General features: G+C 74.4%; 22 protein-coding genes. 6 read left to right on the forward strand and 16 right to left on the reverse strand.

Going from position 1 to position 23,471, the window contains the following annotated elements; all coding sequences use genetic code 11:
- The first annotated feature begins 92 nt into the window (after window positions 1-92).
- Entirely contained in the window at window positions 93-1,136 is a 1,044-nt protein-coding gene (sepH, locus tag AB5970_RS07965) for a septation protein SepH (RefSeq protein ID WP_370503392.1), read from the forward strand.
- Window positions 1,137-1,150: 14 nt separating this feature from the next.
- Here sepH and AB5970_RS07970 read toward each other — a convergent pair whose 3' ends face one another.
- From AB5970_RS07970 to AB5970_RS07985, 4 genes are read right to left on the reverse strand one after another with little or no spacing between them, the layout of a single operon-like run.
- On the reverse strand, window positions 1,151-1,810 hold the full coding sequence (locus AB5970_RS07970; protein WP_370503393.1) for a thymidine kinase: 660 nt from the start codon (window positions 1,808-1,810) through the stop codon (window positions 1,151-1,153).
- Window positions 1,810-2,994 carry an alkaline phosphatase family protein gene (locus AB5970_RS07975; protein ID WP_370503394.1) on the reverse strand — a complete coding sequence of 395 codons (1,185 nt, stop codon included), beginning with the start codon at window positions 2,992-2,994 and terminating at the stop codon, window positions 1,810-1,812. The genes AB5970_RS07970 and AB5970_RS07975 overlap by 1 nt, the downstream gene beginning before the upstream one ends.
- Entirely contained in the window at window positions 2,991-3,566 is a 576-nt protein-coding gene (locus tag AB5970_RS07980) for a DUF5998 family protein (protein ID WP_370503395.1), read from the reverse strand. Before AB5970_RS07980 ends, AB5970_RS07975 begins: the two co-directional genes overlap by 4 nt.
- Window positions 3,567-3,615: 49 nt before the next feature.
- Entirely contained in the window at window positions 3,616-6,342 is a 2,727-nt protein-coding gene (locus AB5970_RS07985) for a GNAT family N-acetyltransferase (RefSeq protein ID WP_370503396.1), read from the reverse strand.
- Between the two features lie 127 nt (window positions 6,343-6,469).
- Between AB5970_RS07985 and AB5970_RS07990 the strand changes: the two genes are divergently transcribed.
- Window positions 6,470-8,944 (forward strand): DNA gyrase/topoisomerase IV subunit A, encoded by a 2,475-nt coding sequence (locus AB5970_RS07990; RefSeq protein ID WP_370503397.1) that lies wholly within the window; start codon window positions 6,470-6,472, stop codon window positions 8,942-8,944.
- Window position 8,945: 1 nt separating this feature from the next.
- On the opposite strand, the gene AB5970_RS07995 is transcribed toward AB5970_RS07990, so the two are convergent.
- Together AB5970_RS07995 and AB5970_RS08000 are read right to left on the reverse strand one after the other, a co-directional pair.
- A complete protein-coding gene (locus AB5970_RS07995; RefSeq protein WP_370503398.1) occupies window positions 8,946-9,692 on the reverse strand; it encodes a lysoplasmalogenase in 747 nt (248 codons plus the stop codon).
- 119 nt (window positions 9,693-9,811) lie between these two features.
- Window positions 9,812-10,843 carry a GNAT family N-acetyltransferase gene (locus AB5970_RS08000; protein WP_370503399.1) on the reverse strand — a complete coding sequence of 344 codons (1,032 nt, stop codon included), beginning with the start codon at window positions 10,841-10,843 and terminating at the stop codon, window positions 9,812-9,814.
- Between the two features lie 61 nt (window positions 10,844-10,904).
- Between AB5970_RS08000 and AB5970_RS08005 the strand changes: the two genes are divergently transcribed.
- Entirely contained in the window at window positions 10,905-11,384 is a 480-nt protein-coding gene (locus AB5970_RS08005; RefSeq protein WP_370503400.1) for an AAA family ATPase, read from the forward strand.
- A 7-nt stretch (window positions 11,385-11,391) separates the two neighbouring features.
- Here the strand turns inward: AB5970_RS08005 and AB5970_RS08010 are convergent, their stop codons facing one another.
- Complete coding sequence (locus tag AB5970_RS08010; RefSeq protein ID WP_370503401.1) at window positions 11,392-13,518, reverse strand: DNA gyrase/topoisomerase IV subunit B; 2,127 nt, start codon at window positions 13,516-13,518, stop codon at window positions 11,392-11,394.
- Between the two features lie 162 nt (window positions 13,519-13,680).
- Between AB5970_RS08010 and AB5970_RS08015 the strand changes: the two genes are divergently transcribed.
- Window positions 13,681-13,890, forward strand: a complete 210-nt coding sequence (locus AB5970_RS08015; RefSeq protein WP_315096168.1) for a DUF7455 domain-containing protein — start codon at window positions 13,681-13,683, stop codon at window positions 13,888-13,890.
- 78 nt (window positions 13,891-13,968) lie between these two features.
- On the opposite strand, the gene AB5970_RS08020 is transcribed toward AB5970_RS08015, so the two are convergent.
- The 8 genes from AB5970_RS08020 to AB5970_RS08055 form a co-directional block, all read right to left on the reverse strand.
- Window positions 13,969-14,247 carry a YciI family protein gene (locus AB5970_RS08020; protein WP_370503402.1) on the reverse strand — a complete coding sequence of 93 codons (279 nt, stop codon included), beginning with the start codon at window positions 14,245-14,247 and terminating at the stop codon, window positions 13,969-13,971.
- Window positions 14,244-14,738, reverse strand: a complete 495-nt coding sequence (locus AB5970_RS08025) for an SRPBCC domain-containing protein (RefSeq protein WP_370503403.1) — start codon at window positions 14,736-14,738, stop codon at window positions 14,244-14,246. Before AB5970_RS08025 ends, AB5970_RS08020 begins: the two co-directional genes overlap by 4 nt.
- The gene (locus AB5970_RS08030) at window positions 14,725-15,078 is read right to left on the reverse strand and encodes an ArsR/SmtB family transcription factor (protein ID WP_370503404.1); all 354 of its coding nucleotides are present in this window, start codon (window positions 15,076-15,078) and stop codon (window positions 14,725-14,727) included. Before AB5970_RS08030 ends, AB5970_RS08025 begins: the two co-directional genes overlap by 14 nt.
- Window positions 15,075-15,434, reverse strand: coding sequence for a VOC family protein (locus AB5970_RS08035; protein ID WP_370503405.1), 360 nt, complete (start codon window positions 15,432-15,434; stop codon window positions 15,075-15,077). Before AB5970_RS08035 ends, AB5970_RS08030 begins: the two co-directional genes overlap by 4 nt.
- Before the next feature lie 72 nt (window positions 15,435-15,506).
- On the reverse strand, window positions 15,507-17,543 hold the full coding sequence (locus tag AB5970_RS08040; protein ID WP_370503406.1) for a DUF1524 domain-containing protein: 2,037 nt from the start codon (window positions 17,541-17,543) through the stop codon (window positions 15,507-15,509).
- Between the two features lie 190 nt (window positions 17,544-17,733).
- The gene (locus AB5970_RS08045; protein ID WP_370503407.1) at window positions 17,734-19,323 is read right to left on the reverse strand and encodes an RNA polymerase sigma factor; all 1,590 of its coding nucleotides are present in this window, start codon (window positions 19,321-19,323) and stop codon (window positions 17,734-17,736) included.
- Window positions 19,324-19,541: 218 nt separating this feature from the next.
- Window positions 19,542-19,937 carry a universal stress protein gene (locus AB5970_RS08050; protein WP_370503408.1) on the reverse strand — a complete coding sequence of 132 codons (396 nt, stop codon included), beginning with the start codon at window positions 19,935-19,937 and terminating at the stop codon, window positions 19,542-19,544.
- Window positions 19,938-20,034: 97 nt separating this feature from the next.
- Window positions 20,035-21,153 carry a DUF4192 domain-containing protein gene (locus AB5970_RS08055; protein ID WP_370503409.1) on the reverse strand — a complete coding sequence of 373 codons (1,119 nt, stop codon included), beginning with the start codon at window positions 21,151-21,153 and terminating at the stop codon, window positions 20,035-20,037.
- A 122-nt stretch (window positions 21,154-21,275) separates the two neighbouring features.
- On the opposite strand from AB5970_RS08055, the gene AB5970_RS08060 reads away from it, so the two are divergent.
- Both AB5970_RS08060 and AB5970_RS08065 read left to right on the forward strand, forming a co-directional pair.
- Complete coding sequence (locus AB5970_RS08060) at window positions 21,276-21,830, forward strand: hypothetical protein (protein ID WP_370503410.1); 555 nt, start codon at window positions 21,276-21,278, stop codon at window positions 21,828-21,830.
- Window positions 21,831-21,839: 9 nt separating this feature from the next.
- Window positions 21,840-22,961, forward strand: coding sequence for a polyprenyl synthetase family protein (locus AB5970_RS08065; protein ID WP_370503411.1), 1,122 nt, complete (start codon window positions 21,840-21,842; stop codon window positions 22,959-22,961).
- Window positions 22,962-22,967: 6 nt separating this feature from the next.
- Here AB5970_RS08065 and AB5970_RS08070 read toward each other — a convergent pair whose 3' ends face one another.
- Window positions 22,968-23,381: an Rv2175c family DNA-binding protein gene (locus tag AB5970_RS08070; protein ID WP_370503412.1), complete on the reverse strand. Its 414-nt coding sequence runs from the start codon at window positions 23,379-23,381 to the stop codon at window positions 22,968-22,970.
- Between the last annotated feature and the right edge of the window lie 90 nt (window positions 23,382-23,471).

Raw genomic sequence — 23,471 nt, forward strand, 5'->3', positions numbered from 1 at the left:
CGCGCCGCGCGCCGTTCCGCGGCGCACCGACCCGGGTGCGCGCCCTGGCGGCCGATCGGTGGCAGGCTCGTGCCGAGTTACCGGGAGGTCGCATGGGTGAGCTGGAGCTGGTGGGTCTGCACGAGGACGGGGAGCATCTCGTCCTGGTGGCCCCGGACGGCGCGCGCTTCCGCGTGCGCATCGACGAGCCGCTGCGGGCCGCCGTGCGTCGCGACCGCCCGCAGCTCGAGCAGCTGCGCGCGGAGAGCGCCGGCACGCTGAGCCCGCGGGAGATCCAGGCGCGGATCCGCGCGGGCGCGACGACGCAGGAGGTCGCGGACGACGCCGGCCTGCCCGTCGAGCGCGTGCGCCGCTACGAGGGGCCGGTGCTGGCCGAGCGCGAGCACATCGCCGAGCAGGCGCGGGGTACCCGCGTCGGCCGCGACGTCGGCGCCCCCACGCTCGGCGACCTGGTGACCGACCGGCTGGCGGCGCGCGGCGTCGACCTCGCGTCGCTCGCCTGGGACGCCGCCCGCGACGCCTCGGGGCCGTGGGTGGTCCTCGCGCGGTTCGCCGTCGGCGACACCGAGCACGAGGCACGCTGGACGTTCGACCCCGCCAAGCGCACCGTGGTCGCCGTCGAGGACGAGGCCCGGTGGCTGTCGGAGACCGAGATCCCCGACGAGCCGGTGTCGCGTCGCCACCTCGCGGCCGTCCGGGACGTCGTCTTCGACTTCCAGGGCGACGGCCCGACACTGCGCCCCCAGGACGACGAGGTCGCGGTCGAGCAGGCCCCGCCGCCGGACCCGCAGGAGCAGACGGCGTCGCTGCTGGACGACCTGCGCAGCCGTCGCGGCGTGCGGCAGGCCGTCGAGCTGGGCGACGAGGACGACGACGACGCCGAGGCGTTCGAGGGCTTCGGCCCGCAGCACGCCTTCGACTTCGGCCGCCTGGACGCGTCCGTGCCCGGTGCCCACCCGGCGGAGGCGGCCGACGAGGCCGTCGTCTATCCCCCGCCGACCGCCGTGCCCGAGCCCGTCACCACGCCCGCGGCCGCGGCCGTCGAGCACGACGAGGCCGAGCGGCCCCGCAGCCGGCGCGGCCGGGCCAAGGTGCCGAGCTGGGACGAGATCGTGTTCGGGGCGAAGCCAGAATGACCAGAGGTCGGTAGCTAGAGGCTCAGCTCGTCGACCGACGCGAGCGTCTGGGCGCTGGTGGACGAGGCGCGCGCGGCGGCGGCGGTCATCCGGCGCATGTGGTGCCGGCGGCACAGCACCTCGTAGGCGACCTCGTCGGCACCCGCCTGGACGTCGCCGACCACCACCTGGGCGCCCTCGACGACCATGATCCCGCCGACGGTCCGGGCGTTGTGCGTGGCCCGCGCGCCGCACCAGCACAGCGCACGCACCTGCAGGATCTCCACGCGGTCGGCCAGCTCGACCAGCCGGGCGGCGCCCGGGAAGAGCCGGGCGCGGAAGTCCGTCGAGATGCCGAAGACGTAGACGTCCACCGCCAGCTCGTCCACCACGCGCGCCAGCTGCTCCACCTGCTCCGCGGTGTAGAACTGCGCCTCGTCGCCGATGAGGTAGTCGACGGGCCGCCCGTGCGTCCGGCGCGCGATGACGTCCGCCCAGAAGTCCGTGGAGTCGTCGACCTCGTGCGCGCGCTGGGTCAGGCCGAGCCGGGACGAGATGGTCGCGGCGCCGGCGCGGTCGTGCCGCGTGAACAGCACGCCGTCGCGACCGCGGGCCGCGTGGTTGTGGTGCATCTGGAGCGCGAGCGTCGACTTGCCGCTGTCCATCGTGCCGGAGAAGAAGACGAGCTCGGCCATCAGGCGACCACCACGCACGGGACGAGCATCTCGTGGGGGGTCAGCGACCCGTGCACACCGATGAGGTCGAGCGACCCGGGCGTCTGCGTGCGCGAGTCGACGACCGTCGCCCGGCCGGTCATGGCGACCACCACGTCGCCGATCACGGGCAGCACGTGCTCGGAGATCTCCCCGAACCAGGAGTCCGCCGCGGCCTCGGAGCGCGTCGCGACGACCGCCGACGCGCCGAGCACCTCGCGCCACCGGTCCGCCACGACGGTCGGCTCGGCGTCGGCCGCCAGGTGCAGGTGCAGCGCGCGGGGCTCCCCCGCGACCAGCTCGACGCCGGCGGACAGGGCGGGATCCGTCGCGACGTCCCACCGGGCCGCACGGTCCACGTCCACCATGCCGTGGTCGGCGGTCACCAGCAGGAGCGTGTCGCGCGGGAGCAGGCGCGCCAGCCGGCCGAGCTCTGCGTCGAGCTCGGCGAGGGCGTCGCCCCACTGCCACGAGCCCCAGCCGTGGTGGTGCCCGGCCTTGTCGACGTCGCCCCAGTACAGGTACGCCACGCCGGGCGCCCGCAGCGCGTCGACGGTGGCGTCCACGCGCGCCGCCAGCGACTCCGCGGCGCGGTACGTCGGACCGCGCAGCGCCGCCTCGGTGAGGCCCGAGCCGGAGAACCGCGCCGGGCCGATGCTCGTGACGGTGGTCCCCGCCGCGACCAGCTGCTCGAAGACCGTGAGCTCGCGCTGCCACTCGCGCGCGGGCGGCAGCCCGGTCCAGCTGACGAGGTTGCCCAGCTGCCCGGTCGCGGGGTCGCGGACCGTGTAGCCCAGCATCCCCGTGCGCCCGGGCGGCAGCGCGACCCCGAAGGTCCCCATCGCGGTCGCGGTCGTCGACGGGAACGTGCTGGTCAGCGGCGCGGAGTCACCCAGCCGGCGCCGCAGGAAGGGCGCGTGCCCGGCCCGCTCGGCCAGGTTGGTGTGGCCCAGGCCGTCCACCAGCACCACGCAGACGCGTGACGCCGAGGGCAGCCCGAGCAGCGCCTGCGAGCTCGCCGCGTCCGCGACCGTGTCCACCCCGATCGCCCCCGCCACCCCGGGCAGCACGCGACCGAGGCACGGGTAGCCGACGCCCGGAGCCACCAGGTCGGCGGACAGCAGCCCGGACGGTGCGGCGGTCGTCGGCACCTCGAGGTCGGTCATCGGACCCGTGCGCTGGCCGCCGACAGCTGGCGCGCGAACGCGGTCGCCGCGCGCACCGAGTCGACGCCCTCGGCCGCGGAGCTCACGCGGACCACGACGTCGTCGGGCGCGAGCGTGCCGGTCAGGCCGTGGTCGGCGTCGCAGCTCGGGTCGCCGCACGTGGCCGGCTCGAGGTCCACGCGGGAGACCGCGCCCCAGCCGATCACGAGCGTGAGCTCCTGCGCCGGCTGGCCGGGCACGTGCTTCTCGGGCAGCGGCACCACGTGGGTGAGCGCGACGGACGTCAGCTCGGCCAGCGGCACCGCCTCGGTCGTCGCGGACGCGGACGCCGACGGGTGCTCGGAGTCGGCCGGGTGGTCGTCGACGTGGGCGACCACCAGGCGCGTCGGGGTCAGGACCAGCACGGTGACGTGGCGGCGCACCTCGGCGGCGTCGAACGTCGTCTCGGGGTGGACCAGGTGAGCCACGACCTCCTCGTCGGCGAGGGCCACGTCGAGCACGTCGACGACGAGCTCCGGGTAGTAGCCGGCACGGTGGAGGTCATGGTGCAGGGCGGGAGCAGCAGCGGGCACCCGCCCATCCTCCCACCTCGGCGACCGTGTCCGGCGAGCGCGCACCCGGTCACACCCTCGACAGGCGACGGGTGGCGTCGGCCCGGTCCGCGCGCGAGACGGCCACGCGGGCGCCGAGCACGACCGCGCCGTGCTCCGAGACCACCACGGGGTTGAGCTCGAGCGAGCGCAGCTCGGGCAGGTCGTCGGCCAGCACCGCGATGCGCGCGATGACGTCCTCGAGGGCGGCGACGTCGAGCGCGGGCAGCCCGCGGTAGCCGAAGAGCCGGGGGGCCGCCCTCGCCGTGCGGATCAGCTCGGCCACGTCGACGTCCGTCAGGGGCGGGATGCCGTACGCGACGTCGCCCAGCAGGTCCGAGGCGTCGCCGGCGAGCCCGAAGCTGATGATCGGTCCGAACAGCGGGTCCTCCACGGACCGCACCACGCAGGCCGAGCCGTGCGGGGCCATCGCCTGCACCTCGAGCGGCTCGTCGCCGTCCGCGGCCTCGAGCCCCGCCGCGAGGGCGAGCACCTGGGCCACGTCGGCGCGCAGCTCGACCTCGTCGGCGACGTCGAGCCGCACGCCGCCGAGGTCGGCACGGTGCCGTAGGGCCGACGCCGTCGTCTTGAGCGCGACCGGCCAGCCGAGGCGCTCCGCGGCGGCCACGGCCTCGTCGGCGTCGCGCACCCGGAGCGACGGCAGCACGCTCAAGCCCACCGTCGCGAGCAGCTCCGCGGTCCGCTCGCTGTCGAGCTCGAGCGCCGCCTCGCCGGAACCCTCCGCGGCCAGCCAGCCGGCCACGAGCCGCCGCGCCGCGCGCGTCTGCGCGCCGGGAGGGTGCAGCGGTCGCCCGCGGTCCCCGGCGCGCCACTGCGCGTACCGCGCGGCGTGCCCGAGCGCCAGAGCCGCGTCCTCAGGCGTGCTGTAGGCCGGCACGGTCCAGGGCCGGCCGGCCTCGTCGGCCGCCGTGAGCTCGGGGGTGAGCCCGTGCAGGTCGTACATGCAGGCGACCGTGGTCCTCCCCGACCGGGCCGCGGCCTGCGCGACGGCCTCGTGCAGCACCGCGTCGGGTCCCCCGACGGTCGGGATCCGCACGACGACGACGACGTCGCTGTCCGGGTCGGCGTAGAGCTCGTCGACGGCCGCGCGGACGCGTTCGGGGTCGGCGTCCTCGGGCAGCAGCTGCACGTGCCCGCTGACCACCAGGCCGGCGGCCGCCGTCGCCTCGGCGACGAGCGCCGCCACCGACGCCGAGCTGGCCAGGATCGCGGTGCGTCGACCCGCGGGCAGGGGCTGGTGCGCGAGCACCTGCGCGACGTCGAGCATCTGGTGGGTGTTCTCCACGCGGACCACGCCGGACTGCCGCAGCACCTCGGCCAGCGTCCGGGGCGGCGCGTGGGTGGGCCGCACCGCGTGGCCCGGCGGCACCACCTGCCCGGACCGGCCAGCCGTCACCACGATCACGGGCTTGGTCAGGGACAGCCGCCGGGCGACGCGCGAGAACTTGCGCGGGTTGCCCAGCGACTCCAGGTACAGCCCGACCACGTCCGTGCCGTCGTCGTCGGCCCAGAACTGCATGAGGTCGTTGCCGGACACGTCCGCCCGGTGCCCGGCCGAGACGAACTGCGACAGGCCGATCCCCCGGCGCCCGACGGCCGCCAGCAGGGCCACCGCGAGCGGCGCGGACTGGCAGAACAGGCCGATCCGGCCGGGCGCGGGGGGCGTGTGCGCCAGCGAGGCGTTGAGCTGGAGGCCGCCCTCGCGAGTCGCGACGATCCCGTACGAGCCCGGTCCCACCAGCCGCATGCCCGCCCCGTGCGCCGCCCGGAGCAGCGCGCGCTGCCGGTCGAGCCCCTCGGGACCCTGCTCGGCGAAGCCCGAGGTGAGCATGACGACCCCCCGGACGCCCAGCCGGGCCAGGCCGCGCACCACGTCCGTGGCCTCGCCCGCGGGCACGGCGAGCACCGCCAGCTCGACCGGGGCGGGCACGTCGGCCAGCGTCAGGTGCGGGTCGGCGCCGGGTACCGCGACCGCGTGCACCACCACGGACGGGTCCCCCGCCCGCAGGTCGGCGAGCACCCGGGCGGCCAGCCGGCCCGCGAGCGTCTCCCCCTGGTCCGCGCCGGGACCGACCACCACGACCGACGCCGCGTGCAGGAGGTCGCGCATCGACCGGGCCTCCGCGCGGTGCTCCCGGTCCGCCATCACCGCGAGGGACCGGTCCGTGGGGTCGATGTCGAACCCCACCGCGACGATCCCGTCCTCGGTGACCTGGCGGACCACGTAGCCGGCGTCCCGGAACACGCTGATCATGCGGCCGTTCTGCGGCAGCACCTCGGCGACGAACCGCCGGACGCCCCGCTCGCGGGCCGCCGCCGCGAGGTGCTCGAGCAGCACCGACCCGAGCCCACGGCCCTGGTGGGCGTCGGCGATGTTGAAGGCCACCTCGGCCTCGTCGTCGTCGATGCGGTCGTAGCGCGCGACGCCGATGATCTGCTCGACGTCGTCGGGGTCCGCGCCGCTGGACACGGCGACCAGCGCGACGCGATCGGCGTGGTCGACGTTCACCAGCCGCTCGAGGTCGCGCTCGGGGAGCCGCTCGAGCGGGGCGAAGAACCGCAGGTAGGTCGAGCGCTCCGACTGGGCGACGTGGAACGCCTGCAGCGCGTCGGCGTCGGTGGGTCGCATCGGGCGCACGTGCGTCGTGGAGCCGTCGTGCAGCACGACGTCCGCCTCCCACGCGGACGGGTACGCGGGTACCGGTCGCGCGCGGTCGTCAGCCTCGACGTCTGCCATGTCGGCCACGGTAGTGCGGGCGACCGCCCACTGTGGCTTCGGGATCAGCGCGCCGCGGCCCGTCTGCCCCGCCGCACGGTCCACAATGGTCGCCGCACCGCAGTCCCGCCCCCGAGGAGCAGCACCCATGGCGCGTCGCCCCGCGACCCCCGACCTCCCGCCCGAGGACCTCGTCGAGCGCATCGTCGACATCGACGTCGCCGCCGAGATGGAGGGCTCGTTCCTCGAGTACGCCTACTCGGTCATCTACTCGCGCGCCCTGCCCGACGCCCGCGACGGCCTCAAGCCCGTGCAGCGCCGCATCCTCTTCCAGATGTCCGACATGGGCCTGCGCCCCGACCGCCCCTACGTGAAGTCGGCGCGCGTCGTCGGCGAGGTCATGGGCAAGCTGCACCCGCACGGCGACGCGGCGATCTACGACGCCATGGTCCGCCTGGCCCAGCCGTTCTCGCTGCGCCTGCCCCTGGTCGACGGCCACGGCAACTTCGGCTCGCTCGATGACGGCCCGGCCGCCCCGCGGTACACCGAGGCGCGCATGGCGCCCGCGGCGCTGGCCATGACCACGGGGCTCGACGAGGACGTCGTCGACTTCGTGCCCAACTACGACAACAAGCTCACCCAGCCCGAGGTCCTGCCCGCGGCGATCCCGAACCTGCTGGTCAACGGCGCGGCCGGCATCGCCGTCGGCATGGCGACCAACATGGCGCCGCACAACCTGGTCGAGGTCGTCGCCGCCGCCCGCCACCTGGTGCTGCACCCGGACGCCACGCTCGAGGACCTGCTGCGGTTCGTGCCCGGGCCCGACCTGCCGTCGGGCGGCAAGATCGTCGGGCTCGACGGCGTGCGCGAGGCGTACCGGACGGGCCGCGGCGCGTTCCGCACCCGGGCGACCGCGCGGATCGAGAACGTCACGGCGAAGCGCAAGGGCATCGTCATCACGGAGCTGCCCTACACGGTGGGCCCCGAGAAGGTCATCGAGAAGATCAAGGAGGGGGTGCAGAGCAAGAAGCTCTCGGGCATCTCCGACGCGGTCGACCTGACGGACCGCCAGCACGGCCTGCGCCTGGTCATCGAGATCAAGACCGGCTTCCACCCCGAGGCCGTGCTCGAGCAGCTCTATCGCTACACCCCGCTCGAGGACTCGTTCTCCATCAACAACGTCGCGCTGGTCGACGGCCAGCCCCGCACCCTCGGCCTGCGCGAGCTGCTCGTGGTCTGGGTCGAGCACCGGCTGGTCGTGGTGCGCCGCCGCTCCGAGTTCCGGCTGGCCAAGCGGCTCGAGCGCCTGCACCTGGTCGAGGGCCTGCTCGTCGCCATCCTCGACATCGACGAGGTCATCCAGGTCATCCGGACGTCCGACGACGCCGACACGGCCCGCGCCCGCCTGCGCAGCGTGTTCGACCTGTCCGAGCCCCAGGCCGAGTACATCCTCGAGCTGCGGCTGCGCCGGCTCACCCGGTTCTCCCGCATCGAGCTGGAGAAGGAGCAGCAGCAGCTGGCCGAGGAGATCGCGGAGCTGCGCGAGATCCTCGGGGATGACGCCCGCCTGCGCGCTCTCGTGTCGCAGGAGATGGCCGAGGTCGCCGCGACGTACGGCACGCCCCGCCGCACGATCCTGCTCGAGTCGGCCGGCGGCACGTCGGTCACCGGTGCCCCGGCGGCCCGCGGCACCGCCGCGCCCCTGGAGATCGCCGACACCCCGTGCTGGGTGCTGATGTCCGGCACCGGGCTGCTCGCGCGGACCGCCTCGGAGGAGCTGCCTGCCCGCGTCGAGGGTGCGCGCCGTGCCAAGCACGACGTGGTGTCGGCCGCGGTGCCCACCACGGCGCGCGCCGAGATCGGCGTGGTGACGTCGCAGGGCCGCGTGGTGCGCGTCTCGGTGCTGGACCTGCCGGGGCTCCCCCCGACCGACGGCGCCCCGTCCCTGTCCGGCGGCGTGCCGCTCGGCGAGGTGGTGACGCTGCTGCCGCGCGAGCGCGTGGTGGGTCTGACCTCGCTCGCGGCGGACGCCCCGACCCTCGCCCTCGCCACCGTGCAGGGGACGATCAAGCGCGTGACCTCAGGCGACGTCCCCGGCAACCGCGACGCCTGGGAGGCGATCTCGCTGAAGGACGGCGACGAGGTGGTCGGCGTCGCCGCCGTGGCCGACTCCGACGAGCTGGTGCTCGTGGCCTCCGACGCCTCGCTGCTGCACTTCCCGGCCTCCGCGGTGCGACCGCAGGGCCGCGCCGCGGGCGGCATGGCCGGCATCAAGCTCGCTGCTGGCCAGCGGGTGGTCGCGTTCGGCGCGGTCCGCGCCGACCAGGTGGCCGGCGCCGTCGTCGTGACCGTCGCCGGCGCCTCGGGCGCGCTGCCCGGCACGCAGGCCGGCTCCGCCAAGGTCACTCCGTTCGAGGCCTACCCGGGCAAGGGGCGCGCGACGGGCGGGGTCCGGGCGCACCGGTTCCTGCGCAACGAGGACGCGCTCATCCTCGCGTGGGTGGGTGCCGCCCCCGCGTGGGCGACCGGCTCGGCCGGCCAGCCGGTCGACCTGCCGCCGCTCGACCCTCGTCGGGACATGTCCGGCACCGCCCTGACGGCGCCGGTCCACGCGATCGGCTGACTCAGACCAGCGCCACCACGTTGTCGGGGACCGGGGGACGCTGGGCGGGCGCGCGGACCGGTCGCAGCTGGGGCGCGCGACGCTCGGTGGCGTTGCGGACCACCACCGCCGACGCCAGCAGACCCTGGCCGACGACGTACGTCAGCATCACCCAGAAGCCCTGGCCGGCGAGGTCCCACGACGGCACGAACGCGTCGAGGGCGATGAGGCTGTCGCTCACCAGGAACACCGCGCCGCCGACGGCCGCGAGCCGGCCGAGCCCCGTGGCCAGCACCGCCATCGCCGTCAGCACGCCCCCGTACACGGCCACGGGTACCAGCAGGGCGCCCGCGCCCGGCGCGCACACGGCGACCAGCCCGACGAGCACCGCGGCGTACGGCAGCAGCAGCACCGGGCGGCGCCGGAGCACCGAGCGCCCGGCGTGCGGGGCGAACGCCACGACGTAGGCCACCTGCGCGAGCAGGAAGAAGCCGACCATCACCAGGAAGGACGCGTCGTCGCCGACCAGCGACGGGACCAGGTCGCCCAGCCACGAGAACCCGAGCGCCACCAGCACCCACGTCACCAGGTGCCCACGCGGCCACCGGGTGGCGGACGCCACGACCGCGGCGAGCACCGGCATGAGGAGCCACTGGCTCACCCGCGCGAGGTCCTCGGCCCCGGTCGCCTCCGCCGTGAGCTGCACGACGACCACAGCGACGAAGACCGCGACCCACGTGCGCGCGGCGATGGACAGCGAACGTCCCACGGCGACCTCCTCGAGGCCGGACGACGTCGTCCGGCGACAGAAACGGCCGGACCTCGTCGTCCCGCCGCGCCGATGCTAACCCGCGCGGGGGCGGCCGCGAGGACGGTTCGCCGCGCGGCTCAGAGCTCGATCGAGAACAGCGTCGAGCTGTGGAACACCGCGTAGCCCAGACCTTCGTACAGGCGGTGCGCGCCGGACTGGTTCGCGGTGTCGACGCCCAGCTCGGCCATGTCCATCCCGTCTGCCCGGTAGGCGGCCATCACCGTCGCCAGCAGCGCGGGCGCCAGGCGACGGCCCCGCCACGCGCGCCGGACGCCGAGCAGGTCGGTGTACCCCGCCTTGTAGCCGATGACGGGCCAGTCGTGCTCGAACCGGCCCGACATCAGGTACCCGGCCACCTCGCCCGTGGCGTCGTCGACGGCGACGAAGCTCCAGGTCGGGGCGAACATGCTGCGCCCCTGCGACCAGTCCTCGGCCGTGCGCGGCTCGCTCCCCCAGTGGTCGGCGAAGGCCTCGTTGTGGGCCAGGCGCACCTGCTCGTCCAGGTCCGGGCGCCAGGGCACGATGCTCAGACCGGCCGGCACGTCGATCGCGGGTAGCTCGACGTCCAGGGGTCGCCGCATCTCGGCGTAGTACCGCGCCGGCGTGAAGCCGCCGGCGCGGAGCAGCCGGACCGTGGCCTCGGCGTTGTCGTCCGTGAACGCCGCGAGCCGGGCGGGCAGGTCCTTGCCGGACGCGGCGAGCAGCTGGCGCCCGCGCGCCTCCTCCCACGCCAGCAGCTGCCGCCCGATCCCCCGCCCGCGCCACTGCGGGTCGACGGCGCCGTCGAGGAAGGCTCGCACCACCCGGGCGTCGCCCGGCGGCTGGTTCACCCGCGCGTACGCCCGGATCACGCCGTCGGCGTCGACACCGGCCAGCGTGTCGCGGGCGTGGTCCTTCCAGGCGCCGTCGAACTCCTCGTCGATCTCCTCCTGCGACATCCGGTAGGGCGCGCCGTCGGCCTCCTCGACCGCGGTCACCAGCCGGGTGAGCGCCGGCACGTCCTCGCGGGTGAGCGGACGCCAGTCGAGGCCGGGCGTCCTGGTGGGCATCGGGAGCTCGGCGGGCGCGGCGGCGCGTTCGGCGATGGGCGCGAGGTCGGTGGCGGTCACGACGACCACCCTCCCCGGCGCCGCCCGGTCACGGCAACCGAAAAGGCGGCACGATGATCGCGTGCCGCCGCCACCCGCCCGCCTGGTGCTCATCTGCGGCCTGCCCGCCTCGGGCAAGTCCACGCTCGCACGACGGCTGGCCGCGCAGCTGCCCGCGATCCGGCTGGACAAGGACGCGTGGGTGACGCGGCTCGGCGGCGACGTGTGGGACCCCGAGCTCCGGGACCGCGTCGAGGGGCTGCTGTGGGACCTCACGCAGGAGCTGCTCGGCCTCGGGCAGAGCGTCATCCTCGAGTGGGGTCACTGGGCACGGGCCGAGCGGGACCAGAAGCGGCTCGGGGCGCGCGCCCTCGGGGTCGCGGTGGAGCTGCACTACGTCTCCGCACCGGTGGACGAGCTCGTCCGGCGGTCCGAGCGGCGCACCGCGACGGGCGAGTGGACGGCCGCGCCGATCACGCGCGAGCACTTCGACACGTGGGCGCCGCTCTTCCAGCCGCCCGACGAGGAGGAGCTGCGGCTGTTCGACGACCCCCTGCTCTAGCCCGGGCTCAGGCGTCGATGCGGCTGCGGTCCAGGCCGTCGGCGCCCGCGACGATGAAGTCCTTGCGCGGCGCCACGTCCGAGCCCATGAGCAGCTCGAAGACCTCCTCGGCCCGCTGGGCGCCCTCGACGGTCACCCGGCGCAGCGTGCGCTGGCGCGGGTCCATGGTCGTCTCGGCCAGCTGGTCGGCGTCCATCTCCCCCAGGCCCTTGTAGCGCTGGATGTCGTCCTTGTAGCGCTTGCCGGCGCGGTCGAGCTTCTTCAGCGTGGCCGCGAGCTCGGCCTCGGAGTAGGTGTAGACGTACTCGTTCTTGCGGCCGCCACCGCCGATGACCTCGATGCGGTGCAGCGGCGGCACGGCGGCGTAGACGCGCCCGGCCTCGACCAGCGGGCGCATGTACCGGAACAGCAGCGTGAGCAGCAGGGTCCGGATGTGCGCGCCGTCGACGTCAGCATCCGTCATCAGCACGATCTTCCCGTAGCGCGCGGCCTCGAGGTCGAACGAGCGGCCCGACCCGGCGCCGACCACCTGGATGATCGCCGCGCACTCGGCGTTCTTGAGCATGTCCGTGATGGACGCCTTCTGGACGTTGAGGATCTTGCCGCGGATGGGCAGCAGCGCCTGGAAGTCCGAGCTGCGCGCGAGCTTGGCCGTGCCCAGCGCGCTGTCGCCCTCGACGATGAACAGCTCGCTGCGCTCGACGTCGTCGCTGCGGCAGTCGGCCAGCTTGGCGGGCAGCGACGAGGTCTCCAGCGCGTTCTTGCGGCGCGAGATCTCCTTCTGCTTGCGCGCCGAGAGCCGCGCGCGCATCTCGCCCACGACCTTGTCGAGCAGCAGGGAGGACTGCGCCTTGTGGTCGCGCTTGGGCGACACGAAGATCGCGCCGAGCTCGGTGTCCAGCACCTTGGCGACGATGGCGCGGACCGGTCCGGTGCCCAGCACCTCCTTGGTCTGGCCCTCGAACTGCGGCTCGGCCAGCCGGACGGTGACCACCGCGGTCATGCCGGCGAGGACGTCCTCCTTCTCGATGCGCTCCGAGGTGTCGCGCGCCGAGATCTTGAGCCGCCGCGCGTTGGCGTCGACCGCCTTGCGCATCGTGCGCAGCAGCCCGGCCTCGAACCCGGCCAGGTGCGTGCCGCCCTTGGGCGTCGAGATGATGTTGACGAAGCTGCGGACCTCGGTGTCGTACCCCGTGCCCCAGCGCAGCGCGATGTCGACGTCGCAGGTGCGCGACACCTCCTGCGCCGTCATGTGGCCGCGGTCGTCGAGCACCGGGACCGTCTCGGTGAACGAGCCCGTGCCGGTGAGGTGCCACGTGTCGGTCACCGCGGTGTCGGGCGCCAGGTGGTCGACGAAGTCCAGGACGCCGCCGCTGTGCAGGAACGTCTCCTCGTGCGGGCCGTCCGCGCCCGGCGTGCCGGGGATCCCGCGCTCGTCGCGCACCGCCAGGGTGAGCCCGGGCACCAGGAAGCTGGTCTGCCGCGCACGCGTGACCAGCTCGTCGTAGGCGAAGACGGCCGTCTTGGGGAAGATCTGCGGGTCGGCCCAGTACCGGACTCGCGTGCCGGTGCGCGCCCGCGCGACCTTGCCGCCGATGGCCAGCTCGGAGCCGGAGACGAACGGCTCGAAGGGGTTGTCCGGGCTGAGGCCGCCGCGGTCGTCGAACGTGCCCGGCTCGCCGCGGTGGAACGTCATGCGGTGCGTGCGGCCGCCGCGGTCGACCTCGACGTCCAGCCGAGCCGACAGCGCGTTGACCACCGAGGCGCCGACCCCGTGCAGCCCACCCGACGCCCCGTACGAGCCCCCGCCGAACTTGCCGCCGGCGTGCAGCTTGGTGAACACGACCTCGACGCCCGTCAGGCCCGTCTTGGGCTCGATGTCCACCGGGATGCCGCGGCCGTTGTCGCGCACCTCCACCGAGGAGTCGGCGTGCAGGATGATCTCGATCCGGTCGCCGTGCCCGCCCAGCGCCTCGTCCACCGAGTTGTCGATGATCTCCCACAGGCAGTGCATGAGCCCGCGGCTGTCGGTGGTGCCGATGTACATGCCGGGGCGCTTGCGGACCGCCTCGAGCCCTTCCAGCACGGACAGGTGCCGGGCGGTGTAGCCGGACTGCGAGGAGGTCGTCGTCACGGGCCGATGGTAGTCGCCGGTGCCCACAGCCTCACGGCACCATGCCGCCGGCAACGGCCGTGTTGCGGGCTGGTTACAGTCCACTACGCGGTGAGCGAACCACCCGCCCCGGGTGCCATCGATCCGCGAGCGGGATGGTTCTATGTATTCGTGACCGGGACCATGACGCATCCACTGACCGCGGCCGACCGCTGCGACCGCTGCGGCGCACAGGCCTATGTCCGAGTTGTCCTCCCCGTGGGAGAGCTGCTCTTCTGCGCGCACCACGCGCGCGAGCACGCGCCGAAGTTCGCCGAGCTGGCGACGCACGTGCAGGACGAGACCGACCGCCTGCTGGCCGAGCACGGAGCCGGAGCCGGCGCCGCGAGCTGACGCAGCTCACCCCGACCTGACGACGCGAGGCCCGGACCTGATGGTCCGGGCCTCGTGGTCTGTCTGCGCCCTCCGACGTCAGGCGAGCACGTCCGTCCAGGCGTGCACCCGGTAGCTCCGGACGACGCCGTGCACGACGAACGGGTCGGTCGCCGCGAACTCCTCCGCCGCCTCGCGGGTGGTCAGCACACACATCGAGCCGTTCACCTCGGGCTGCTCGAACGTCCCGATGGCCACCAGCAGCCCCCGCGCGGCGTAGTCCTCGTAGTGCTCCGAGTGGGCCGCCATGTGCACGGGCGCCAGCGCGAGCACGTCGGGCCCGGACTCATAGAGCACGACGTACTTGACCTGGCTCACTCCGCGCCCGCCTCGACGTGGGCGACGAGGCGGTCGAAGATCATGCCCCAGCCGCGCACGTACGACCCGCCGCGGTAGCCCTCGGGCAGCGCGCAGGCCCCGCCCAGCTGCTCCTCGGTCATGCGCTCCCAGCCGCGGTGCTCCACCGAGACCCGCGTGAGCGCCGCGCCGAGCGGACGGAAGGTCAGCTCGACCTCCGTCGGCTCGGGGGTGAGCAGCCACGACATGGTGAACCCGTGCGGCGGGTCCCACGCGACCAGCTCGCCCCAGACCCGGGTGGTGCCGTCGTCCCAGGTCTCGACGACGCTCCCGCCGAGCCGGCCGTCCATGCTCACGTCGCGGACGCGGTCGCCGCCCGACGAGAACGGCTCGACCGGCCACCAGACGCCGATCTCCCGCACGAAGACGTCGAAGGTCCGGTGCACGTCGGCGCGGACGGTCGTGGCCTGGTGCACCGGCGGGGCGGCCAGCGCGAGCTCAGGCCGTCGCACGGTCGTCCCTCTCGGTGCCGTCCGCGTCGAGCACCCCGACCTCGACCTCGACCAGCCGCCGGGCCGCGTCGAGCGAGGCCGCCCACGTCTGGTCGAGGTAGGCGCGCAACCCCGCGAGCCCCTCGGGTCGCGAGCGGTAGAAGTTCCGCGTGCCCTCGGTCCGCCTCGTCACCAGCCCCGCGTCCTCGAGCACCTTGAGGTGCTGGCTCACCGCGCTGCGCGTCACGTCGAACTCCTCGGCCAGCCGGCCGACGGGCACCTCGTCGCGCGCGAGCAGCGTGAGGATCTGGCGGCGCCGCGGCTCCGCGAGAGCCTTGAGCACGGTGTCGGTCTGGCTCACGCCCACAGTCCTACCGCATGCCCGTCGGGGTCGGCGAGGATCGCGACGCTGCCGTTCTCGCCGGGCAGCTTCATGGGCTCCAGCAGGGTGGATCCTCCGAGCTCGGCCGCCTTGGTCAGAGTCGCGGCGAGGTCGTCCACCCGGACGTACAGCAGGATGCCCGGCGGGAGGCCGTCGGGGTCCGCGGCGCCGATCCCGCCCCCGATCGTCTCGGCCGGCGCTCCCGTCTCGATGAGGTTGTACCCGCCGAGCTCCGGGGGCGCCTCGCTGCTCCAGTCGAAGAGCTTGGTGTAGAAGTCGCGTGCTCGGTCCGGGTTCGTGCTGGTGATCTCGAACCACATGACGGCGTTGCCCATGTCCCACCTCCGGTCGGTGCGCTGATCGGTCTATCGTCAGCCTTCACTAACCGTTAGTCAACACTGACGGTGTCAGCAGGTCGCGAGCATCGTGCCGAGCGCGTCGAGCTCGGCCGCGGTGACGGTCAGCGCCCCGGCCTTCTTGATCCTGGTCCAGGCGGTGGCGTACGCGCACCACTCGCCGACCGCGGGCGGCTTCCACTCGTCGGGGCCGCGAGACCCCTTCGACTGGTTCAGGGCGTCCTCCACCGCGACGAGCGCGTCCGGGTCGGACAGGTTGTTGGCGTATGCCTGCTTCTGCGCCGCGTCCCAGGTCCAGGCGCCCGAGTCGTGCGCGTTCTTCAGCGGGACCAGGTGGTCGATGTCCAGGTCAGAGGCCTGCGTCCAGGTCACACCCGTGTACGGGTCGATCCAGGTGCCCGAGACGACGACGCATCCGGCGGGGTCGAGGACGACCGGGGTGATCGACTCGGCGATCAGCACCTCGGCCCGGGTGTCCTGGCAGTCGCCGTCGGCGTCGACCCAGTGCCGCCACGTGGCGCGGTCGTAGGCCACCGCGGGCTCGCCCGCCGGGCGGACCTGCAGCCCGGCCGGCTCCCCCGTGGGCGTGGGCGAGCCGTCGGTGAAGTACCCGAGCACGTCGATCAGCACGTGAGTGCTGGTGGGCGTGTACAGCGTCACCCGCCCGCCCGAGCCCAGCGTGCCGAGCGCGGCGTTGGCGATGGTCTGACCCGCACCCGTGAAGTTGACGCTCGACGAGCTCCCCGGTGTTCCCTGCTGCTCGGGGAAGAGCTGCAGGTAGCCCGCCGCCGCCGTCTGGGTCGCGGTGGCATTCACGAACACCGCCGACACGCCGGTCGACGGCACCCCGACCCGTCCCAGCGGAGCGACCGCGGTCTGCGACCCGGCCGCGAGGGCGGCGCCCTGGCGGCTGTCGACGAGCCGTCCCGGCGTGACCGGCACGAACAGGCCGGCGGAGCTCGACTGCGCGGCGTCGTCGGTGAAGTACCCGACGACGTCCACGACGACGTGCGCGCCGCTCGAGGTGTAGAAGGAGACCTTCCCGTCCACGCCGACGGGGACGATCACCAGGTTGGCGACCGTCTGCCCGGCGCCGGTGAGGTTGATGTTCGACGTCGTGCCGAGCGCGGTGGCGCCGCCCGTCGGCACCACCTGCACGAAGCCCGCCGACCGCGACTGGGTGGCCGTCACCGTCATGGCGACCGACGAGACGCCGCTGGCCGGCACGCCACCGCGGCCGGTGAGCCCGACGGTGAGCGACTCGCCCGCGGCCGGCATCGGGTGCGGGTCGAAGGGCGGCGGACCCGGCGGGGGCGGCGGGGGCTGAGGGGTCGACGGATGGCCGGGCAGTGCCTGGCACGGGATCAGGTCGTTGTCGCCGTCCAGCCGGGCGACGTCGCCGTAGTACGGGTAGTACGTCCAGAACCAGGAGTTGGCGTCCGCCCAGGTGCCGAAGTCGCCGCAGTTGCGGACGTCCCCGGGGTTCGCGGGTGCGGTCGGCCCGCTCGGCGGTGTCAGCGCGGGCAGGCCCGTGCGGTCGCGGGAGTCCACCACCCGGGTGGGGCTGAGCGCCTGGTAGCGCCCGCCGGTGCTCTGCGGCGCAGCCGCGAAGTACCCCGAGACGTCGGCCACGAGGTCGCCGCCGGCCACGTCGTACAGCGTCACCCGGCCACCGTCGCCGACGGGGACGGTCACCAGGTTCGACGCCGTCTGACCGGCGTAGAAGACGTTGATGTTCGACGAGGCGCCCGGGGTTCCCGCGCCCGTCGGGATCACCTGGACGTACCCGAGCTGGCGCGGGTTCGTCACGACCACGTTGAGCGCGACCGCGGTCACCCCCGTCGCCGGGACACCCCCACGTCCGGTCACCTGCAGCTCGACCAGTGCTCCGGCAGCCGGTCGCGCGAGAGGCGCGCCCACGCCGGTGCGGGTGTCGAGCACCCGGGTGGGCGCGAGGGGTACGTACCGGCTCAGCGCGGCGGGGTCGGCGGCCTCTGCGGTCGTGGGGATCGCCGCGGATCCCACGACGAGCAGGAGCGCGAGGATCGCTGCGCGGGCGACGAGTCGGGTCCGTCCGGGGTGGTGCATCGTCGTGCTCCTGGCATCGAGGCGGGATCGGCCGCCCAGCTCGGCAGGATCGAGAGCCCGCAGGACGCCACGCGCACCCTAGATGCGCGCGTCGACGCGGTCGCCGGACGATTCACGCACTTCGGATGTGATCCCGGACACAGCGATGCCCCGCACGCCTGAGGCGGTGCGGGGCATCGTCGGTCCGGACTCAGTCCAGGTAGTCGCGCAGCACCTGGGACCGCGACGGGTGGCGCAGCTTCGACATGGTCTTCGACTCGATCTGGCGGATCCGCTCGCGCGTGACGCCGTAGACCTTGCCGATCTCGTCTAGGGTCTTCGGCTGGCCGTCGGTCAGGCCGAAGCGCATCGAGACCACGCCCGCCTCGCGCTCGGAGAGGGTGTCGAGCACCTGGTGCAGCTGCTCCTGCAGGAGCGTGAAGCTCACGGCGTCCGCGGGGACGACCGCCTCGGAGTCCTCGATGAGGTCTCCGAACTCGCTGTCGCCGTCCTCACCGAGCGGCGTGTGCAGCGAGATGGGCTCGCGGCCGTACTTCTGGACCTCGACCACCTTCTCGGGGGTCATGTCGAGCTCCTTGGCGAGCTCCTCGGGCGTGGGCTCGCGGCCCAGGTCCTGGAGCATCTGCCGCTGGACGCGGGCGAGCTTGTTGATGACCTCGACCATGTGCACCGGGATGCGGATGGTGCGGGCCTGGTCGGCCATGGCGCGGGTGATGGCCTGGCGGATCCACCACGTCGCGTACGTCGAGAACTTGTAGCCCTTGGTGTAGTCGAACTTCTCGACCGCGCGGATCAGACCGAGGTTGCCCTCCTGGATCAGGTCCAGGAACAGCATGCCGCGGCCGGTGTAGCGCTTGGCCAGGGAGACGACGAGGCGCAGGTTGGCCTCGAGCAGGTGGTTCTTGGCCCGGCGACCGTCGTTCGCGATCCACTCGAGCTCGCGCTTGATCTTGGGCTCCATCGTGATGCCCGCGTTCAGCCGCTCCTCGGCGAACAGGCCGGCCTCGATCCGCTTGGCGAGGTCCACCTCCTGCTCGGCGTTCAGCAGCGCGACCTTGCCGATCTGCTTGAGGTAGTCCTTGACGGGGTCAGCGGTGGCGCCGGCCGTGACGACCTGCTGCGCGGGAGCGTCGTCGTCGTCCGCGTCGGAGTAGACGAAGCCGCTGTCCTCGCTCTCGTCCTCCTTGGCCGCCGGCTTCTTCTCGTCGCCGTCCTCGGAGTCCTCGTCGTCGGAGTCGGTGGCGTCCTCGACGACCTCGACTACGTCGACCGCCTCGACGACGACCTCCTCGATGGCCTCGAGATCGATCTCCTCGCCCTCGACGACCTCGTCCTCGGCGGGCTCGGCCGCGGCGTCACCCTTCGCCGCGGCGGGCGCGGCCTTCTTGGCGGCGGCGGTCTTCGCCGCTGCCGGCTTGGCGGCCGCCGTCTTGGCGGCGGTCGTCTTGGTGGCCGCCGCGCGGGCGGTGGCCGGCTTGGCCGCGGGAGCGGCCTCGTCGTCGGACGGCAGGACGGCCTTGGTCGACGGGCGCGCCTTGGCACTGGTCGCCGCGACTGCGCGAGCAGCGACGACGGGCTCGTTCACGCCGATGCCGGCGGTCGCGAGGCCACGGACGACGGCGCGAAGACGCTTGGCGTCCTGGACGTCCGCCTGCTCGCACGCGGTGCGCAGCTCCTCGGCGCCCACGGTGCCGTGGGTGCGCCCGCGCAGGACCAGGTCCTGGAGGGCAGGGTGCTCGAACTCACGCGGAAGAGCGGGATGCGGGGTCTGGGACGACACGAACGACCTTTCGGCAGCGCGACACCCGGAACGGGGCCGGGAGGTAGATAGACATTGTACCGACCGCAGGGGCCGCTCGGCGCGATCACGGGCACGACGACACGGCCGTCAGGGACGGCTCCGGGGGGATACCCGTGCTCAACGAACGGGACCGGCCAGAGATTCCCAGCCCCGCCGGGCCGGACCACGGTCCGCGAGGAGAACCCCCGGCCGGACCCTCAGACCGGACCCGGCTTGACGGTGAGCACCGGGCAGGGGGCGTCGAACAGCACCCGCTGGGCGTTCGCGCCGAGGATGAGCTTGCCTACCGGGCTGCGTCGGCGCAGGCCGAGGACCACGAGCTGGGCGCCCACCTCCTCCGCGGTCGCGATGAGGTCGTCCGCGACGTCGCCGCCGCTGAGCAGCCGCACCTCGTGGTCGACGCCCGCCGCCGCCAGGTCCGACCGGACCCGGTCCAGCTCCGCCTCGACCGCGTTGCGCTGCTCCTCCGGCTCGTCCGGTCGCGCGCTGACCACGACCACGACCCCCGTGCCGCGCTGGCGCGCCTCCTCGATCGCCGCTCCGAGAGCCGCCCGACCTTCCGGAGTGGCCAGATAGCCGACCACGATGCCCATCGGTCCTCCCCTCGTCCCGCGGCAACTCCGCCGTGACCGTGACGCTACCGGAGGCTGAGGGTCGCCACGAGCGCACCGCGTGCGATCTCGCCGCAGGTCAGTCCGGGTGCCGGACCCAACCCGGCGGGATCGCCGCCCGCAGCGCGTCGTCGAGCAGCCCGGCGAGCCGGTAGTCGGGCTGCGCGTCGAGCGCTCCGTCGAGCAGGACCCGGGCCCGTGCACCGTCGCCCTGCCACCACGCGAGCACCGCGAGCAGGGTCAGGGCCGGCGCCTGCGCGCCCGCCCGGCCGCGCGCGACCACGGCCTCGAGCACCGCCTCGTGCAGGCCGGTGGCCCGAGCGGGAGGGACGACACCCCGGTGCGGGTCGATGATCATGGCCATCGCACCCTCGAGGGCGGCGTCCAGCCCCTCGGCCGAGCCCCGGACGCACCGCTCGGGCAGGTCACCGGTGCCGGGCACCAGCGCGACCAGCACGCCGTCCCGCACCGCCTTGTCGGCCAGGCCCACCTCGAGCCGGCCCCACGGAGAGCCACCCGAACCGGGCCCCTCGGCGGCGACGAGGGCCACCGCGGCACGCCACGCGGCGATCGACTCCAGGCGCCACCGCCCGAGCGCGTCCGGCCCCGCCACCAGGGCGTCCTGCCACCGGCGCTCCCACCGGCGCCGGACGCGGGCGACCGACCGCCGGACCTCCCCGACCTCCGGGCGGATCCGCGCGAGGTCCTCGCGCGAGTCGGCGACCGCCGAGCCCGCGAGCACGAGCGTCGCCCCGACCTGCGTCGCGTCGAGGTCACGCAGCGGCCGGCCACCCGGCGGACAGCAGTCGTCGGTGCAGTCGAGCGCGAGGTAGCCGTCGGCCGTGACCACCCAGACCAGCACGTCGCCGAGGGGCTGCGCCGCGGCCTCGCGGAAGTGCCGGGCGGCCTGGTGCGCCGGGCCGTCCTCGCCGCGGGGGTCGCGCTCGGTGTAGAGGACGAGGATGGCGCGCCGCGCCGTGTCCCGGTCGAGCAGCGAGACGAGCGACCGCGCCAGGGTCGGGCCGTCGGTCGGGTCGGCCAGGTGCGGGAGGTCCACCCGGACGACGAGCCCGACGGCGCCGCGCGGTGTGCGCAGGCTGACGGCGACGGCGCTGTCCCGCGGGCGGAAGCCGAGCCGGTGCGGGACGAGCGCAAGGATCTCCCGGGGCTCGTTCACCCGGAGCGTGGTGGTCTGCATGGCGCCACCCCACCCGACCGTGGTGCTCCCCCGGTGGGTCACCGACAGATCTGTGCAGGCGCCGCCCGACGCCGGGGCATGTGGGCGGCTCGACACCGGGGTCGGGCGGCTAACCTGTCCCGATGTCCAGCCACACCGCCGCCTTCGCGCGCGCCCGATCCGGCCTCGCCGCCGTCGTCGTGACGCTCGCGGTCGCCGTGTCGGCCGCCGGGTGCTCGACCAGCAGCCCCGGCCGGGAGGCCCCCACGAGCAGCGCCGTCGCGCTCGGCACGCCCGCGCCCGCTCCGTCGGAGACGCTGCTCACCGAGGGCGCGGACTCGTCGCACTCGGCGGTCGGCCAGGTAGCCGACGGCTTCCCCACGGCGCTGGTGCCCGTCCCGGACGGCGCCGAGGTGCTCGTCTCGTCGGCCGAGCCGGTCGACGGCACCGACCTCACGGAGATCAGCCTCAACCTGCGCACGGCCCAGGACGCGGCGGGCCTGCTCGCCGCGGTCCGGGCACCGCTGCTCGCGGCCGGCTTCACGGAGGGCACGCCTCCGGCAGCCGAGCCCGGCCTGGCGGCGCAGTCGACGTTCTCCCGCGGCGACGGCTCGGAGCTGCTCGTCGTCGGCATCCTCGACCGCGCCGACGAGCGCACGCTCACCCTGGGCGGGCGGGTGCGCACCCCGGCGCCGTAGGCTGCCCGCGTGAGTGCAGCGACCCCCACCCTCGTCGACGTCGAGGACGTCCGACCCCGCATCGACGAGCTGCTGACCAGCCACGTTGCCCAGCTGCGCACCGTGCTGGCCGCGGCGAGCGAGGACGCGGACGTGCTGGCCGACGCGGTGGCGCAGATCCTCACCGGCGGCAAGCGCCTGCGCGCCGCCTTCTGCTACTGGTCCTGGCGCGCGCACGGCGGCGTGGCGGGCACGGCCGAGGCCGCCGCGGTGCTGCGGGTGGGCGCGGCGCTGGAGCTGTTCCAGGCCGCGGCGCTGTTCCACGACGACGTGATGGACGACTCCGACACCCGACGCGGGTTCCCGGCGGCGCACCGCGCCTTCGCGGGGCTGCACGCCCAGCACGGGCTCACCGGCGACGCCGAGCGCTTCGGCATGTCCGCCGCGATCCTGCTGGGCGACCTCACGCTGATCGCGAGCGAGCAGGAGTTCGCCGGGGCCCTCGCCCTGCAGCCGGTCCAGCGTGCCGAGCGGGCGCGCGCGGTCTTCGACCTCATGCGGACCGAGGTCACGGTCGGGCAGTACCTCGACGTCCTGGCGCAGGCCCTGCCGTGGGGCGACGACCCGGCGCGCGACGAGACGCGCGCCCGCGAGGTCATCCGCGCCAAGGCCGCCCGCTACAGCGTGGAGCACCCGATCGTGCTCGGCGCGGCGCTCGCGGACGCGGACGAGCGCGAGCTCGAGGCCTGCCGTCGGCTCGGCCTGCCCCTGGGCGAGGCGTTCCAGCTGCGCGACGACCTGCTCGGCGTGTTCGGCGACCCGCAGACCACGGGCAAGCCCGCGGGCGACGACCTGCGCGAGGGCAAGCGCACCGTGCTGACCGCGCGCGCGGTGGCCCGCGCCCGGGCCGTCGGCGACGACGCCACCGTGCAGCTGCTGCGCGACCGGCTCGGCGACCGCTCGCTGTCCGACGCCGACGTCGCCCGGCTGGCCGCCGCGATCGGGTCGACAGGCGCTCCCGACGACGTCGAGACGCTCATCGACGACCTCGCCGGCCGCGCCTTCGCGCTCATGGACGGCCGGCCGTGGACCGAGCCCGCGCGCACCCAGCTGGTCGGCCTGGCGCACGCGGCCGTCGACCGGCGCGCCTGACGACGCTCAGAGCTCGGCGGCCGCCCGCCGTCGGATCTCGGTCTTGCGGCCGGCCCGCAGCGCGTCGATGGGCGTGCCCGGCAGGGAGTCGTCCGGCGTGAAGAGCCACTCGATCGCGGCCTCGTCCGAGAACCCGGCGTCCGACAGCACGGTCAACGTGCCCTGCAGCGAGGCGAGCACCGTCCACGGCTGGTCGGCGTCGGGCTGCGTGGGCTGAGCGGGATTGGCCAGGTGGCCGGGCACCAGGAACGCCGCCGGGACGGAGAAGACCCGGGGGTCGCCGCGCCGGACGCCGACCAGCTTGCGCTCCTGCACGATCCGGCGGACCTTCGACGCGTCGAGGCCGATCCGGTCGGCCACGTCAGGGACGGTGAGCCACTCGTCGACCAGGCGGTCGAGGGCATCTGAGGAATCGTTCACCCGACAAGAGTACGCATCCGGGAATTACACCGGCGCAATTCCCCCGCGCGCTTTCCCCACTCTCGGTATTCGGATACGTTCGCATTCTGT

The organism is Cellulomonas sp. ICMP 17802 (assembly GCF_041295535.1).
Lineage (GTDB): Bacteria > Actinomycetota > Actinomycetes > Actinomycetales > Cellulomonadaceae > Cellulomonas.